We start from the raw sequence: 14014 nt of genomic DNA on the forward strand, positions 1-14014 counted from the left end.
CTGCTGACTTTCCCGACGTAGCGGGTTTCGCTAGGTGCGGGTGGACGCGATATTTTCGCGCCAAGAAAGGTCCTCCCATGAGAGCACTGCACGGTATCGGTCGAGGTAATGGGCGTCGACGGATTACATGGCGGACACGGTCGGCGGCGCTGATCGGCGCGGTCACCCTTCTGGTCCCGTTAGCTGTACTCGGCGGCGCGGCCCCGGCGTCAGCCGCCACGATCTACGGCGTGACCGACTCCATACCCGTCGGCAACCGCCCGATCGGGGTGGCAGTCAACGAGACCACAAACACCATCTACGTTGCCAACATTGACGACGGGACGGTATCGGTGATTGACGGGACCGCCAACGCGGTGACCACCGTGCCCGTCGGCAACCGCCCGGCCTTGGTGGCAGTCAACGAAACCACGAACACCATCTACGTCACCAACAATGGCGACGATACGGTATCGGTGATTGACGGGGGCACCACAGCAGTGACCACCGTGCCCGTCGGCAGCTCCCCGATCGGGGTGGCAGTGAACGAGACTACGAACACCATCTACGTTGCCAACAACAGCGACGGGACGGTATCGGTGATTGACGGGGCCACCACAGCAGTGACCACCGTGCCCGTCGGCAGCGGCCCGTACGGGGTGGCAGTCAACGAGACCTCAAACACCATCTACGTGACCAACGCTAACGACGGGACGGTATCGATAATTGACGGGGCCACCACAGCGGTGACCTCCGTGATGGTCGGCAGCGGCCCGTACGGGGTGGCAGTGAACGAGACCACGAACACCATCTACGTGACCAACTTTGGCGACAACACGGTATCGGTGATTGACGGGGCCACCACAGCAGTGACCACCGTGCCCGTCGGCAGCTCCCCGTACGAGGTGGCAGTGAACGAGACCACGAACACCATCTACGTCACCAACAACAGCGACGGGACGGTATCGGTGATTGACGGGGCCACCAAAGCGGTGACCTCCGTGACCGTCGGCAGCGGCCCGTACGGGGTGGCAGTCAACGAGACCACGAACACCATCTACGTCGGCAACTCTGTCGACGGTACGGTATCGGTGATCGGGCCAGCAACGGCACCGGATGCACCCACGGATGTTTCAGCCACGCCCGGTAACGGGCAGGCTACGGTGACTTTCAGCCCATCGGCCCGTGACGGTGGTTCTGCCATCACCGAGTACACGGTCACCGCCAGCAACACCGCAACACCAGCCCGTGGCGGGCAGACTGTCTCCGGCACCGGCAGCCCAATCGTGGTCACTGGTTTGACCAACGGTGACAGCTACACCTTCACGGTGACCGCAACCAACGCCGTCGGCACCAGTGCTGCGTCCGCCGCATCCACCCCCATCGCACTAGCAACAACACCTGGCGCACCGACGGATGTTTCGGTGACAGCCGGCAGCAGGCAGGCGACGGTGGCTTTCACCCCTCCAGCCAGTGACGGTGGTTCGACGATCACCGGATATACGGTCACCGCCACCGACACCACGACACCAGCCAACGGTGGGCAGACTGCCTCCGGCACTGGCAGCCCGATCGTGGTCAAAGGTTTGACCAACGGTGACAGCTACACCTTCACGGTGACCGCAACCAACGCCGTCGGCACCAGTGCTGCGTCCGCCGCATCCACTCCCGTCACACCGGCAATAACACCTCGTTCACCGACCGGCTACACCGTGACCGACACCATACCCACCGGCAGCGTCCCGGCTGGGGTGGCGGTGAACGACGCTACGAACACCATCTACGTCACCAACTTCGGCGGCGGGACGGTATCAGTCATTGACGGGGCCACCAACGCGGTGACCAACACCGTGACCGTCGGCAGCTACCCGATCGCGGTGGCAGTCAACAAGACCACAAACACCATCTACGTCACCAACAACAGCGGCGACACGGTGTCGGTGATTGACGGGGCCACCAAAGCGGTGACCACCGTGACCGTCGGCAGCCGCTCGTTCGGGGTGGCAGTCAACGAGACCACGAACACCATCTACGTCACCAACCTTGACGACGGGACGGTATCGGTAATTGACGGGACCACCAACGCGGTGACCAACACCGTGACCGTCGGCAGCGGCCCGGTCGGGGTGGCAGTCAACGAGACCACGAACACCATCTATGTCGCCAACAACAGCGACGGGACGGTATCGGTAATTGACGGGACCACCAAAGCGGTGACCAACACCGTGACCGTCGGCAGCAACCCGTGGATGGTGGCAGTCAACGAGACCACGAACACCATCTACGTCACCAACGGTGGCGACGGGACGCTATCGGTGATTGACGGGGTCACCAGAGCGGTGACCTCCGTGACCGTCGGCAGCTTCCCGATCGGGGTGGCAGTCAACGAGACCACGAACACCATCTACGTCACCAACAACAACGACGGGACAGTATCGGTGATTGACGGGGCCACCAAAGCGGTGACCTCCGTGACCGTCGGCAGCGGCCCGTACGGGGTGGCAGTCAACGAGACCACATACACCGCGTACGTGACCAACACCGGTGACAACACGGTGTCGGTGATTGCCCTACCGGCAACGGTACCGGGTGCACCGAGGGATGTTTCGGTAACGGCCGGCGATGGGCAGGCGACGGTGACTTTCACCCCTCCAGCCGACGACGGTGGTTCGGCGATCACCGGATACACGGTCACCGCAACCGACACGACACCGGCCGATGGTGCACAGGCTGCGTCCACGGCTGGCAGCCTGACTGCGACGGCAGCATTCGCTAACGGTACGTCGACTGTGTCCGGCACGGGCAGCCCGATCGTGGTCACCGGTTTAACCAACGGCAACAGCTACACCTTCACCGTGACTGCAACCAACGCTGCCGGAACCGGCGCCACCGCAGCCACCTCCGCCGCCGTCACACCGGCACCATCGGCGGTAAACCCAACACCCATCCCACCGGCACCCGTCGCACCAACAGCAGTCACACCCGCAGGATCAGTGCTGGCGCACACCGGGTCGGAGCTGAAGCTCCCCCTGGGCCTGGCAGGGCTCCTACTGACAGCCGGACTGGTTGTGCTCGGAAGCGCACGAGTGCGCCGCCGCGCACAGCAACAACACACCAGCTGAACCAAAGCTCATCCGGGGTCGCCACCCGCAAAGCTGACGTGCTGACGTGCCCCATCTCCGGTTACCGGACCATGGGGCACGTCAGTTTTCGTTTAACTCACCGACGCAGCATTGGTTTAGCGCCGTCCCCGCCCCCGGTGCCCGCCTCCGATCAACAAGGACGACGACGAGCACGTCCTTCCCTCGATCAGTTCAAGTCGGCAACGGAGCAACTTCAGCTCGACGCTCACACACAGCCTGCTCAGCAGAATGCTCACGTCGCTGCCCGTCGACGTCAAGGCGGGCTGGTCCGCTCACGACATCTCATCACATGCCCGCTTACCGCCTACGCCCCGATAGACGAACACCATTGACCATCTACTCCGAGGTCAATTGGTCAACCTCGCCGAGTGGGCTAAAACCCAGACAAACACGGGGCTGAACACAGCCGGCCAGGGCAAAACCCGCACGAAAATCGGTCCCGAATGTTTTCAAGTGTGGGCAGGATGTGGGCAGAAGCCACAACAGGTCCGACCGCATTCCAGAGGAAGTGCAGGTCAGACCTGTTATTTATGGTGCGCCCGGAGGGATTTGAACCCCCGGCCTATTGATCCGTAGTCAATTGCTCTATCCGCTGAGCTACGGGCGCATGTCGTGCAGCCGGCCGAAGCCAACCTGAAAACTATACCAGCGGTTCAGGGCCCTCATGTTCGCAACAGCGATATGGCATATCCAGGACGACCGTTACTTTTCGATACGGTGGAGGAATGACGGGTGACCCATCCAGCGCCAGACCAGCGAACTCTGGTTGAAGCCCATGCTGCACGAGCTCGGCGCAGCTACCGAACCACAGGAGCTTCCCGAATGACCCACCACCTCGACGCGACAGACCCGCTCGCCGGGTTCACGAGCCGCTTCATCCAGAGCAACGAGGTACGTGCCTACCTTGACGGCAACTCGCTCGGGCGCCCCCTGACCGCGACGCTCGAGCGGCTTGCGGGCTTCGTCTCGCACGACTGGGGTTCGCGCCTGATCCGCTCGTGGGACGAACAGTGGATGCAACTGCCGCTGGCCCTCGGAGACCGCATCGGTCACGTGACCCTCGGCGCTGCCGCAGGCCAGTGCGTTGTCGCCGACTCCACCACCGTCTTGCTCTACAAGCTGATTCGGGCGGCCGTGGACGCGCGGCCGGGCCGCACCGAGATCGTGATAGACAGGGACAACTTTCCGACGGATCGCTTCATCCTCGAGGGGATCGCGGCCGAGCGTGGGCTCACCCTGCGCTGGATCGATACCGATCCCGACGGAGGCGTGACACCGGAACTCGTGGCCGACGCGGTCGGCCCGGACACGGCTCTCGTGGTTCTGAGCCAGGTCGCGTATCGCTCAGGATTCATCGCCGAAGTGGAGCAGATCACCGCGATCACCCACGAGTCCGGTGCACTGATGCTCTGGGATCTCTGCCACTCGGCCGGCGTCGTGCCGACGGAACTCGATGCCTGGAACGTCGATATCGCCGTCGGCTGCAGCTACAAGTATCTCAACGGCGGGCCGGGCGCTCCCGCTTTCGCTTACGTCGCGAGCCGGCTGCAACCCGAACTGCACCAGCCCATCCAGGGGTGGATGGGCGCGGCGGACGTGTTCGCGATGGCTGACGAATTCGTGCCCGCTGATGGTATGCGCAGGTTCCTCAGCGGCACACCGCCGGTGCTCGCCATGGTGCCGTTGCACGACATGCTCAACGTGATCGAGGAGGCGGGGCTGCCCGGAATCCGGAGCAAATCGCTCGCCCTCACCGCCTTCGTCATCGAGTGGAGCGACGCGAACCTCTCCGGGCTCGGCGTAACGGTGGGCAGCCCGCGTGCTGACGAGCACCGCGGCAGCCACGTGACACTGCGGCATCCGGCATTCCGCGAGGTGACCGAGTTGCTGTGGCGACGCGACGTCATTCCCGACTTCCGGTTCCCTGACGGGCTGCGCATCGGCCTCTCGCCCCTCAGCACCACCTTCGCCGAAGTGCAGCTGGGCCTCGAACTCGTGCGCGACATCCTGGCCGAACTGGCCGAGTAAACCGAACCTCGGGGTGCCGTCTTGGCACGGCCGCGAGGCGCGGCGCCGTAGCGCGTGGCGCCGAACTGCTCCGGTCATCGGCCGGGCACATCGCGGTCAACGATGGTGAGCCACTGTTCCGTGCATACGTGACCCGCGTCGATGCGTAGCGACCCATCCCCTGCCTCGACCCTCGATGGCGTCGGCGCTGGGGATGCCGCTCATGGCACTATGAACGTGTGACCGACTCCGTGCATCCCGACCCTATTGCAGAGGCGGCGCGCCAGTGGACAGCGCACGGCTGGGCCGACGCTGTCGACGGGATGTCTGCCGTCACGGCGATCATGCGCACCCAGCAGATCCTGCTCGCCCGCATCGAGAAAACTCTTAGGCCGTTCGGCCTGACTTTCGCTCGCTACGAGCTTCTGACGCTGCTGAGTTTCACACGAACGGGAGCGCTGCCGATGGCGAAGGCCAGCGCGAGGCTCCAGGTGCATCCGACGAGCGTCACCAATGCCGTCGACCGCCTCGAGGGCGCCGGATTCGTTCGCCGCCTGCCGCACCCCACAGACGGGCGCGCGACTCTCGTCGAGATCACCGACACCGGCAGGCGGATCGCGGGCGCCGCCACCGCGGCCCTCAACTCGACGGTCTTCGAGAACCCCGGATTCGACCAGCCCGACCTCGACATCATGATCGAGCTGCTCGGCCGCTTCCGCTACAACGCCGGTGATTTCGGCCAGCCCGAGGCCGAGCAGTTCGACTGAGCTATTCGGCCGAGCAATCCGACCGGGCGCCCCCGTGACCCTCAGCGGTGGGTGAAGTTCGGAGCCCGCTTCTCAATGAAGGCCGTCATGCCCTCCTTCTGGTCATCCGTCGCGAACGCGGAGTGGAAAAGCCGCCGCTCGAACCGCACGCCCGCGGTGAGGGTCGACTCGAAGGCCGCATTGACGACCTCCTTGGCCATCATCACGATGGGCAACGACATGCCGGCGATTGTCGCCGCCGTCGCGAGAGCATTATCGAGCAGCTCGTCGGCAGGCACGACTCGCGCGACCAGCCCGGCGCGCTCCGCCTCGGCAGCGTTCATCGAGCGGCCGGTGAGGATCATCTCCATGGCCCTGGATTTGCCGATCGCCCTCGTGAGTCGCTGTGATCCGCCGATGCCGGGGATGATGCCCAGCTTGATCTCGGGCTGGCCGAACATCGCGGTGTCTGAGGCGATGATGACGTCACACAACATGGCCAGCTCGCACCCACCGCCCAGTGCATGGCCCGACACCGCGGCGATGATCGGCTTGCGCACGGCAGACAGCCGGTCCCAGCCCGAGAACCAGTCAACGAGGTAGGCATCCATATAGGAATTGCCCGCCATCTCTTTGATATCGGCACCGGCCGCAAACGCTCGCGTTGAACCGGTGATCACGATCGCTCCGACGCTCTCGTCGGCGTCGAGCTCGGCGGCCAGCGTCACGAGGTCGTTCATCATCGCGAGGTTGAGCGCGTTCAGCGCCTCCGGCCGGTTGAGGGTGATGAGGGCGACCCGGTCGCGTCGCTCGAGGATGATGGTTTCGTAGTCGCTCATGCTGCTGCCTCATTCGAGTTGTTGCGGATGGTGTTGATGATCGCAGAGAAATCCTGGCTGGCCCCGCCCTCATCGGCGAAGGTGCGGTAGATGCTCGCGGCGAGGGTTCCGAGCTCGGCCGCGACACCGTTGGACTGCAGCGCGTTGAGCGCAAGACCGAGGTCTTTCGCCATGAGCGCGCCGCTGAACCCGGGCTGGTAGTTACGATTGGCGGGGCTCGCGGGCACCGGCCCCGGCACCGGGCAGTTGGTGGTCAGTGCCCAGCACTGCCCGGAAGCGGCGGATGCCACGTCGAACAGCGCCTGGTTGCTGAGCCCCAGCTTCTCCCCCAGCACGAACGCCTCGCTGACCGCGATCATCGACACGCCGAGGATCATGTTGTTGCAGACCTTCGCGGCCTGTCCTGCGCCGGAACCCCCGCAGTGCACGACCCGGCCGGCCATGACCTGCAGGATCGGTGCCGCGAGTGCGAACGACTCGTCGTCGGCCCCGACCATGAACGTCAGCGTTGCCGCGGTCGCGCCGACGACGCCACCGGAGACAGGGGCATCGATCGCACGGTGGCCCGCGGCCACGGCGAGCGCGGCGGCGGCACGCGCGTCATCCACGTCGATGGTGGAGGAGTCGATGAACAGGGTGCCCGGTGCGGCCGCCGCCAGCAGACCGTCGCGGTAGGCGCCGAGCACGTGCGCGCCTCCCGGCAGCATGGTGATCACGACGTCTGCGCCGGCGACCGCACCCGCCGCGTCAGTGGCGATCGTGACCCCGGCGGCTTCCGCCTGCGCGAGCGCTTCGGCGACCAGGTCGAATCCGATGACGGCATGGCCGGCCTTCACGAGGTTGGCCGCCATCGGCCCTCCCATATTGCCCAGGCCGATAAATGCGATGGTGCTGGGATTGACGGTACTCATGCCCTGCTCCTGTCCATTGCGGTGAGGCCGAGTTCCCGCTCGTCGAGTGGGGCAAAGTAGCTCTCTACCTCGGCGCGAGTGACGTCCCCGATGCTCGACGGCGACCACGCGGGGGTGCGATCTTTATCGATCACCTGTGCGCGGATGCCCTCGACGATTTCGGTGCCCTCGAGAAACCTGAGCCCGACCCGGTACTCCTGGTTGAGCACTTCTTCGAGTGTCGACTCCGCCGTCACCCGCCGGATCGCCTCGAGCGCCACGCTCACGCTTGTCGGCGACTTCGCCAGGATCGTGGATGCCGCCACCCGGGCATCCTCGACCGGCGAGGCGGCGAGGCGCGCGACGATCTCGCCGACATCGTCTCCCGCATATGCGGCGTCGATCCAGCTACGGGCGCTGTCGAGCGGCGACGGTGGAGCGGGGGTGGAGTGCCGCGCGATCACCACGCCCGCGGCGTCCGTCTGCAGCTCGACAAGCAGTTGCGGCAGCTCGACCGAGGCCACGAAGGTGTCGGCGAACCCGAGCGCGATGGCGTCTGCTCCTGTGGCCATCCCGCCGGTGAGGGCGAGGTGGGTGCCGAGTTCGCCCGGTGCGCGCGCCAGCAGCAGGGTGCCGCCGACGTCTGGTGCGAATCCGATGCCGACCTCGGGCATGCCGACCTTCGTGCGCTCGGTGACGATGCGGTGCGAACCGTGCGCCGAGATGCCGATGCCGCCCCCGAGCACGATGCCGTCCATGATCGCGATGAACGGTTTCGGGTAGCTGGCGATGTAAGAGTTCAGGCGGTACTCCTCGCGCCAGAACCGCTCTGCATCGCCGCTGCCGTCCCTGGCCGACTGGTAGACACCGACGATGTCGCCGCCCGCGCACAGGCCGCGGTCGCCAGCCCCCGAGATCACGATGGCCTGTACGGCGTCATCCTGTTCCCACGCCCGCAGTGCGTCGGTGATCGTCACGACCATGCCGTGGGTGAGCGCGTTGAGTGCTTTCGGACGATTCAGGATGATGCTGCCGAGCATCCCCGCCTGGCTCACGATCACGTCGCCGTCCATCAGCGGTCGGCCAGGCTGCGGCCGACGATCATCCGCATGATCTCGTTCGTGCCCTCAAGAATCTGGTGCACCCGCAGGTCTCGCACAATTCGCTCCAGCCCGTATTCGGAGAGGTAGCCATAGCCGCCATGCAGCTGGATCGCCGCATTCGCGACCGCGAATCCGGCATCGGTGGCGACCCGTTTGGCCATGGCACACAGCTTAACCTTGTCGGCATCGTCATTGTCGACGGCGAGGGCCGCCCTCGCCAGCAGCGTGCGCGCCGTCTCGAGCTCGGTATCCATGTCGGCGAGCTGGAAGAGCAGCGCCTGGTTCTGTATGAGGGGCGAGCCGAAGGCCTCGCGCTGCTTCAGGTAGGCGACGGACTTGTCGAGCGCGGCCTGGCCGCCACCGACTGAGCACGCACCGATGTTGAGTCGCCCGCTGTCGAGGCCGCTCATCGCAATGCCGAACCCCTCTCCCTCGCCCGCGAGCATCGCCGAGGCCGGCATCCTGATGTCGTCGAGGATAACCTGCCGGGTGGGCTGCGCGCGCCAGCCCATCTTCTTCTCCAGCGGGCCGAAGCTGAGCCCGGGCGTTCCATCGGCGACGAGGAACGCACTGATGCCGTGGCTGCCGGTGTCGGCCGTGCGAGCCATCACGATGTAGAGCCCCGCCGCCCCGGCCCCGGAGATGAACTGCTTCACGCCGTTGAGAACGTAGTCGTCACCGTCGCGCACGGCCTGGGTCGAGAGCGCCCCCGCGTCCGAGCCGACGCCGGGCTCGGTCAGGCAGTAGCTGCCGAGCGCATCCATCGAGGCGAGGCGCGGAACCCATTCGGCCCGCTGCTCGAGCGAACCGTAGGTGTCGACCATCCAGGTGACCATGTTGTGGATCGAGAGGTAGGCCGCGATGGTGGTGTCGCCCGCGGCGAGTGCCTCGAAGATCAGCACCGAATCGGCGCGGCTGAGCCCCGAGCCTCCGAATTCCTCGCGCGTGTAGATACCGCCCATGCCGAGGGCGCCAGCCTCACGCAGCACCTCGACCGGGAAGTAGTGGGTCTCGTCCCACTCGGCTGCGTACGGCGCGAGAGATTCGGCCGCGAACTGCGCCACCATCTCGACGAGGGACGCCTGATCTTCTGTGACCGGATACATCGTGACCTTTCGACCGTTGCCCCACCACGCTGGGGGACGCGGGTCTATAATACAAGGACGTCCTACTAAACACTAGGACGTCAAAGTAAACCGCCTCTGCGCTCCTGCGACTCTGGTGGGACCATGGAATCGCAGCGACGCGAACGGAGAGTGTGATGAAGATCGCCGTACTCGTCAAGGAAGTGCCAGACACCTGGGGTGACCGCAGGATAGATCCGGTAACCCTGAGGGTCGACCGCAGCGCAGACCTCGTGATCGACGAGATCAACGAGAAAGCCGTCGAAGTCGCGCTGCTCACGAAGGAAGCGCATCCGGGCTCCGAGGTCACGGTCGTCACGATGGGCCCGTCGAGCGCCCTGGCCGTGATCCGAAAGGCGCTCGCGATGGGCGCTGACACGGGCATCCACATCTCGGATGACGGCCTCGCGGGATCGGACGCCGTGCAGACGTCAGCAGCCCTGGCCGCGGCTCTCAGCGGACGAGGATTCGACCTCGTGATCACGGGCAACGAATCCACTGACGGCCGTACCGGGGCCGTTCCCGCCATGCTCGCCGAACGGCTCGGCTTCGCCCAGCTCACCTTCATGCGCACCCTCGACGTGAGCACGGATGCCGCCAGCGGCGAACGCCTCACCTCCACCGGACACGTCGAGGTGACCGCCCCGCTGCCCGCACTCGTATCGGTGACCGAGCAGATCGCCGAAGCCCGATACCCGAGCTTCAAAGGCATCATGTCGGCCAGGAAGAAAAAGGTGGAGTGCCTGTCGATCGTCGACCTCGGTCTCGATAGCAGTGAGACGGGAGCCTCCCACGCCTGGTCGGCGGTCGAACAGGTCACCGAACGACCCCCACGCCAGGGCGGCATGATCATCAAGGATGACGGCACCGCCGGAACACAGGTCGCCGAGTTTCTCATCGCAGCGAAACTGATCTAGGAGCACCCCATGACGCAGGTTCTGGTTCTCGCGCAACTGGTGGATGGTGAGCTTGCCGACACCACCGGCGAACTGCTCGCCGCGGCCGCCCTCATCGGTGAGCCCGCCGCCGTGGTCGTTATCGACAGCGGAGTTGGGGGCGATGGATCGCAGATCGCCGCGGTACTCGGCGCTCTCGGCGCCCACATCGTCTACATCGCCACCGCCCCAGACGCCTCCAACAGGCTCGTCACGCCCCAGGTGGCGGCGCTCCAGGCCGCGATGACCGCGGCGAACGCTGCCGGATCCGGTACCGGCGCGGTCATCCTCGGTACGGACACCGACGGCCGGGAGGTCGCCGCACGACTGGCCATCCGGGTCGGCGGTGCGCTCCAGTGGGACGTCGTCGGCATCGACGCTTCGGGCGATTCCGTAGTGGTCACGCAGCAGGCGTTCGGAGGCGCATTCACCGTGCGTTCGGTGGCGGCCCGCGGAATCCCCATCATCTCGCTCCGTCCGAACTCCGTAGCCGGAGCAGCCCCGGCAGCAGCCGGCAGCATCACGGCGCTCGACATCTCCGGCGACACCGCACGCTCGGCCACGATCACCGCACGGCACGTGAGATCTGAGGCGACAGAACGCCCCAGTCTCCAGACGGCTGACATCGTCGTCTCGGGCGGTCGTGGACTCGGCTCTGGCGAGCGGTTCCAACTCGTCGAGCAGCTCGCAGATTCGCTCGGGGCCGCCGTCGGGGCCAGCCGAGCCGCCGTCGATGCCGGCTATGTCGACCACAATATGCAGGTGGGCCAGACCGGGATCACGGTGTCGCCGAACCTCTACATCGCGGTGGGCATCTCCGGCGCCATCCAGCACCGTGCCGGAATGCAGGGGTCGAAGACGATCGTCGCCATCAACAAAGACGCGAACTCCCCGATTTTCGAGATCGCGGATTTCGGTGTCGTCGGCGACCTGTTTACGGTGGTCCCGCAGTTGATCGACGCCATCGCGGCACGAAAGAGCTAGGCATCGGGAAAGCATCTCGCCGGGGAGTCAACCCCTAGAGAGCGCCGACAGCCGCGGCGTACGGTCGGAAAATGACCGACCAGTACACATTCGATAACCCCGTCACCCGTTACCAGCAGTCGGCCCCTGCCGCCGAGATGCAGCAGGCGCCCCCCGGCGTCGAAGAGCGCATCACGCCGACACCCGACCTCGGCGCCGACACCTATCGCGGCTCGGGCCGACTCACCGGCCGCAAGGCGCTCATCACCGGTGGAGACTCCGGAATCGGTGGCGCAGTCGCCATCGCATTCGCACGGGAGGGCGCAGACGTCGCGATCTCATACCTGCCCATCGAGGAGGCTGACGCCGAAAATATCGTCGCGCTCATCGAGGCAGAAGGTCGCACCGCGATCGCCATCCCCGGTGATGTGATGGACGCCGCACACTGCCGCGACCTCGTGAGGAAAGCCGTCGACGGGCTCGGCGGGCTCGACATCCTCGTCAACAACGCCGGCAAGCAGATCGCCGTCGAGTCGCTGGAAGACATCTCGGACGAGCAGTTCGACGAGACATACAAGACCAACGTCTACGCGATGTTCCACATCACGAAGGCGGCCCTGCCGCATCTGAAGCCCGGCTCGACGATCATCAACTGCTCGTCGATCCAGGCCTACGCCCCGTCGCCGAACCTGGTTGACTACGCCTCGACGAAGGCTGCGATCAACAACTTCTCGAAGGGCCTCTCGCAGCAGCTCGCGCCGAAGGGCATCCGCGTGAACGTCGTTGCGCCCGGCCCGATCTGGACACCGCTGCAGGCTACCGGCGGGCAGCCGGCCAAAGACCTTCCGACGCTAGGGGAAGACACCCCGCTCGGCCGCGTCGGGCAGGCCGCAGAGCTCGCGCCAGCCTTCGTGTTCCTCGCCTCACCCGAGTCGAGCTATGTGATCGGCGAGACCCTGAACGTCAACGGCGGCATACCCTCCCCGTAACCCTGCACGACAATCTGATCCCGCGTGAGCCCCGCCTCCCGGCGGGGCCGACCTCGGGCTGCGGCCACGGGCTACGGCTTCAGCACCACCTTGATGCAGCCGTCTTCCTTGTTCCTGAACAGTTCGTACATCTCGGGGGCGTCCTCGAGAGGCACCGAGTGCGTGACGAGATCCACCACACCCAACGGATCGTTCGGGTCTTCGACCAGCGGCCACAGGGTTGCAATCCAGTCGTGCACGTTGCACTGGCCCATCTTCAGGGTCAGGTTTTTGTCGAACATCGTCAGCATGGGCAGCGGATCTGCGTTCCCTCCGTAGACCCCGCTTAGCGACACGGTTCCGCCGCGCTGCACGGCCTCGATTGCGAGCAGCAGTGCGGCCAGCCTGTCGACTCCCACGACCTTTGACAGCGCGGTGGATGCCACGCGCGGAAGCAACCCGACGGTGCTCTGCGCGAACGCCGCCACCGGGTTGCCGTGCGCCTCCATGCCGACCGCATCCAGCACGGAGTGCGGCCCGCGTCGGTCGGTGAGCGCGCGCAGCAGGTCGAGCACGTCATCCGTGAGGCCGAGCGTCTCGACCCCGTGCCGTTCCGCCATCTCGCGGCGCTCCTCGACCGGGTCGATCGCGATCACGCGGTACCCGAGGTGCCTGCCGATGCGGGACGCGAACTGGCCGACGGGCCCGAGACCGATCACCGCGAGGGTGCCGCCATCCGGAACATTCGCGTACTGCACGCCCTGCCACGCCGTCGGCAGGATGTCGCTCAGAAACAGGTAGCGCTCGTCGGGCAGGTCGGTGTTGATCTTCATCGCGTTGAAGTCGGCGTGCTGCACCCGCAGGAATTCGGCCTGCCCACCGGGGATGCGACCGTAGATCTCGGTGTAGCCGTAGAGTGTCGCGCCGGCCTGCTGGTCGCGGTTCTGGGTGGTCTCGCACTGCGAGGTCAGGCCACGCGCACACATGTAGCAAAAGCCGCAGGCGATGACGAATGGAATGACGACGCGGTCGCCCGCCCGCAGCTTCTGCACGGCGGAACCCACTTCGGTGATGACGCCCATGGTTTCGTGGCCCATCACGTCGTGGCGATGCATGAACGGGCCGAGCACATCGAGCAGGTGCAGGTCTGAACCGCAGATGGCGGTAGAGGTGACGCGGATGACCACATCGGTGGGTTCGACGATCTCGGCCATGGGCACGTCTTCGACGATGACTCTTCCGGTGGACTGCCAGGTAAGGGCTCTCATCCTTCAGGTCTACGCGGCGCCGTCGAATTCAGGAACGGGTTGACTGCCA

11 protein-coding genes and 1 tRNA gene are annotated in these 14014 nt (G+C 65.6%); 6 read left to right on the forward strand and 6 right to left on the reverse strand.

Features of this window, described 5'->3' with window-relative positions:
* Window positions 1-77: 77 nt before the first annotated feature.
* Window positions 78-3101, forward strand: a complete 3024-nt coding sequence (locus IEW81_RS05835; RefSeq protein ID WP_097060021.1) for a fibronectin type III domain-containing protein — start codon at window positions 78-80, stop codon at window positions 3099-3101.
* A gap of 552 nt (window positions 3102-3653) precedes the next feature.
* On the opposite strand, the gene IEW81_RS05840 is transcribed toward IEW81_RS05835, so the two are convergent.
* A tRNA-Arg gene (locus IEW81_RS05840) sits at window positions 3654-3729 on the reverse strand.
* Between the two features lie 215 nt (window positions 3730-3944).
* On the opposite strand from IEW81_RS05840, the gene IEW81_RS05845 reads away from it, so the two are divergent.
* On the forward strand, window positions 3945-5150 hold the full coding sequence (locus IEW81_RS05845) for a kynureninase (protein WP_097060020.1): 1206 nt from the start codon (window positions 3945-3947) through the stop codon (window positions 5148-5150).
* Between the two features lie 218 nt (window positions 5151-5368).
* Window positions 5369-5896 carry a MarR family winged helix-turn-helix transcriptional regulator gene (locus tag IEW81_RS05850; RefSeq protein ID WP_229671252.1) on the forward strand — a complete coding sequence of 176 codons (528 nt, stop codon included), beginning with the start codon at window positions 5369-5371 and terminating at the stop codon, window positions 5894-5896.
* Between the two features lie 41 nt (window positions 5897-5937).
* On the opposite strand, the gene IEW81_RS05855 is transcribed toward IEW81_RS05850, so the two are convergent.
* From IEW81_RS05855 to IEW81_RS05870, 4 genes are read right to left on the reverse strand one after another with little or no spacing between them, the layout of a single operon-like run.
* Complete coding sequence (locus IEW81_RS05855; RefSeq protein ID WP_097060019.1) at window positions 5938-6714, reverse strand: enoyl-CoA hydratase; 777 nt, start codon at window positions 6712-6714, stop codon at window positions 5938-5940.
* Window positions 6711-7625, reverse strand: a complete 915-nt coding sequence (mmsB, locus tag IEW81_RS05860) for a 3-hydroxyisobutyrate dehydrogenase (RefSeq protein ID WP_097060018.1) — start codon at window positions 7623-7625, stop codon at window positions 6711-6713. Before mmsB ends, IEW81_RS05855 begins: the two co-directional genes overlap by 4 nt.
* Window positions 7622-8677 carry an enoyl-CoA hydratase/isomerase family protein gene (locus IEW81_RS05865; RefSeq protein ID WP_097060017.1) on the reverse strand — a complete coding sequence of 352 codons (1056 nt, stop codon included), beginning with the start codon at window positions 8675-8677 and terminating at the stop codon, window positions 7622-7624. Before IEW81_RS05865 ends, mmsB begins: the two co-directional genes overlap by 4 nt.
* Window positions 8677-9813, reverse strand: a complete 1137-nt coding sequence (locus tag IEW81_RS05870; RefSeq protein ID WP_097060016.1) for an acyl-CoA dehydrogenase family protein — start codon at window positions 9811-9813, stop codon at window positions 8677-8679. Before IEW81_RS05870 ends, IEW81_RS05865 begins: the two co-directional genes overlap by 1 nt.
* Window positions 9814-9968: 155 nt before the next feature.
* On the opposite strand from IEW81_RS05870, the gene IEW81_RS05875 reads away from it, so the two are divergent.
* From IEW81_RS05875 to IEW81_RS05885, 3 genes are all read left to right on the forward strand, one after another.
* A complete protein-coding gene (locus tag IEW81_RS05875) occupies window positions 9969-10748 on the forward strand; it encodes an electron transfer flavoprotein subunit beta/FixA family protein (protein ID WP_097060015.1) in 780 nt (259 codons plus the stop codon).
* A gap of 9 nt (window positions 10749-10757) precedes the next feature.
* Entirely contained in the window at window positions 10758-11750 is a 993-nt protein-coding gene (locus tag IEW81_RS05880; protein WP_097060014.1) for an electron transfer flavoprotein subunit alpha/FixB family protein, read from the forward strand.
* 71 nt (window positions 11751-11821) lie between these two features.
* A complete protein-coding gene (locus IEW81_RS05885; protein ID WP_097060013.1) occupies window positions 11822-12718 on the forward strand; it encodes a glucose 1-dehydrogenase in 897 nt (298 codons plus the stop codon).
* 71 nt (window positions 12719-12789) lie between these two features.
* Here the strand turns inward: IEW81_RS05885 and IEW81_RS05890 are convergent, their stop codons facing one another.
* Window positions 12790-13965 carry an alcohol dehydrogenase catalytic domain-containing protein gene (locus IEW81_RS05890; RefSeq protein WP_097060012.1) on the reverse strand — a complete coding sequence of 392 codons (1176 nt, stop codon included), beginning with the start codon at window positions 13963-13965 and terminating at the stop codon, window positions 12790-12792.
* Window positions 13966-14014: the final 49 nt, after the last annotated feature.

This window comes from Salinibacterium xinjiangense (assembly GCF_014645015.1).
Classification (GTDB): domain Bacteria; phylum Actinomycetota; class Actinomycetes; order Actinomycetales; family Microbacteriaceae; genus Rhodoglobus; species Rhodoglobus xinjiangensis.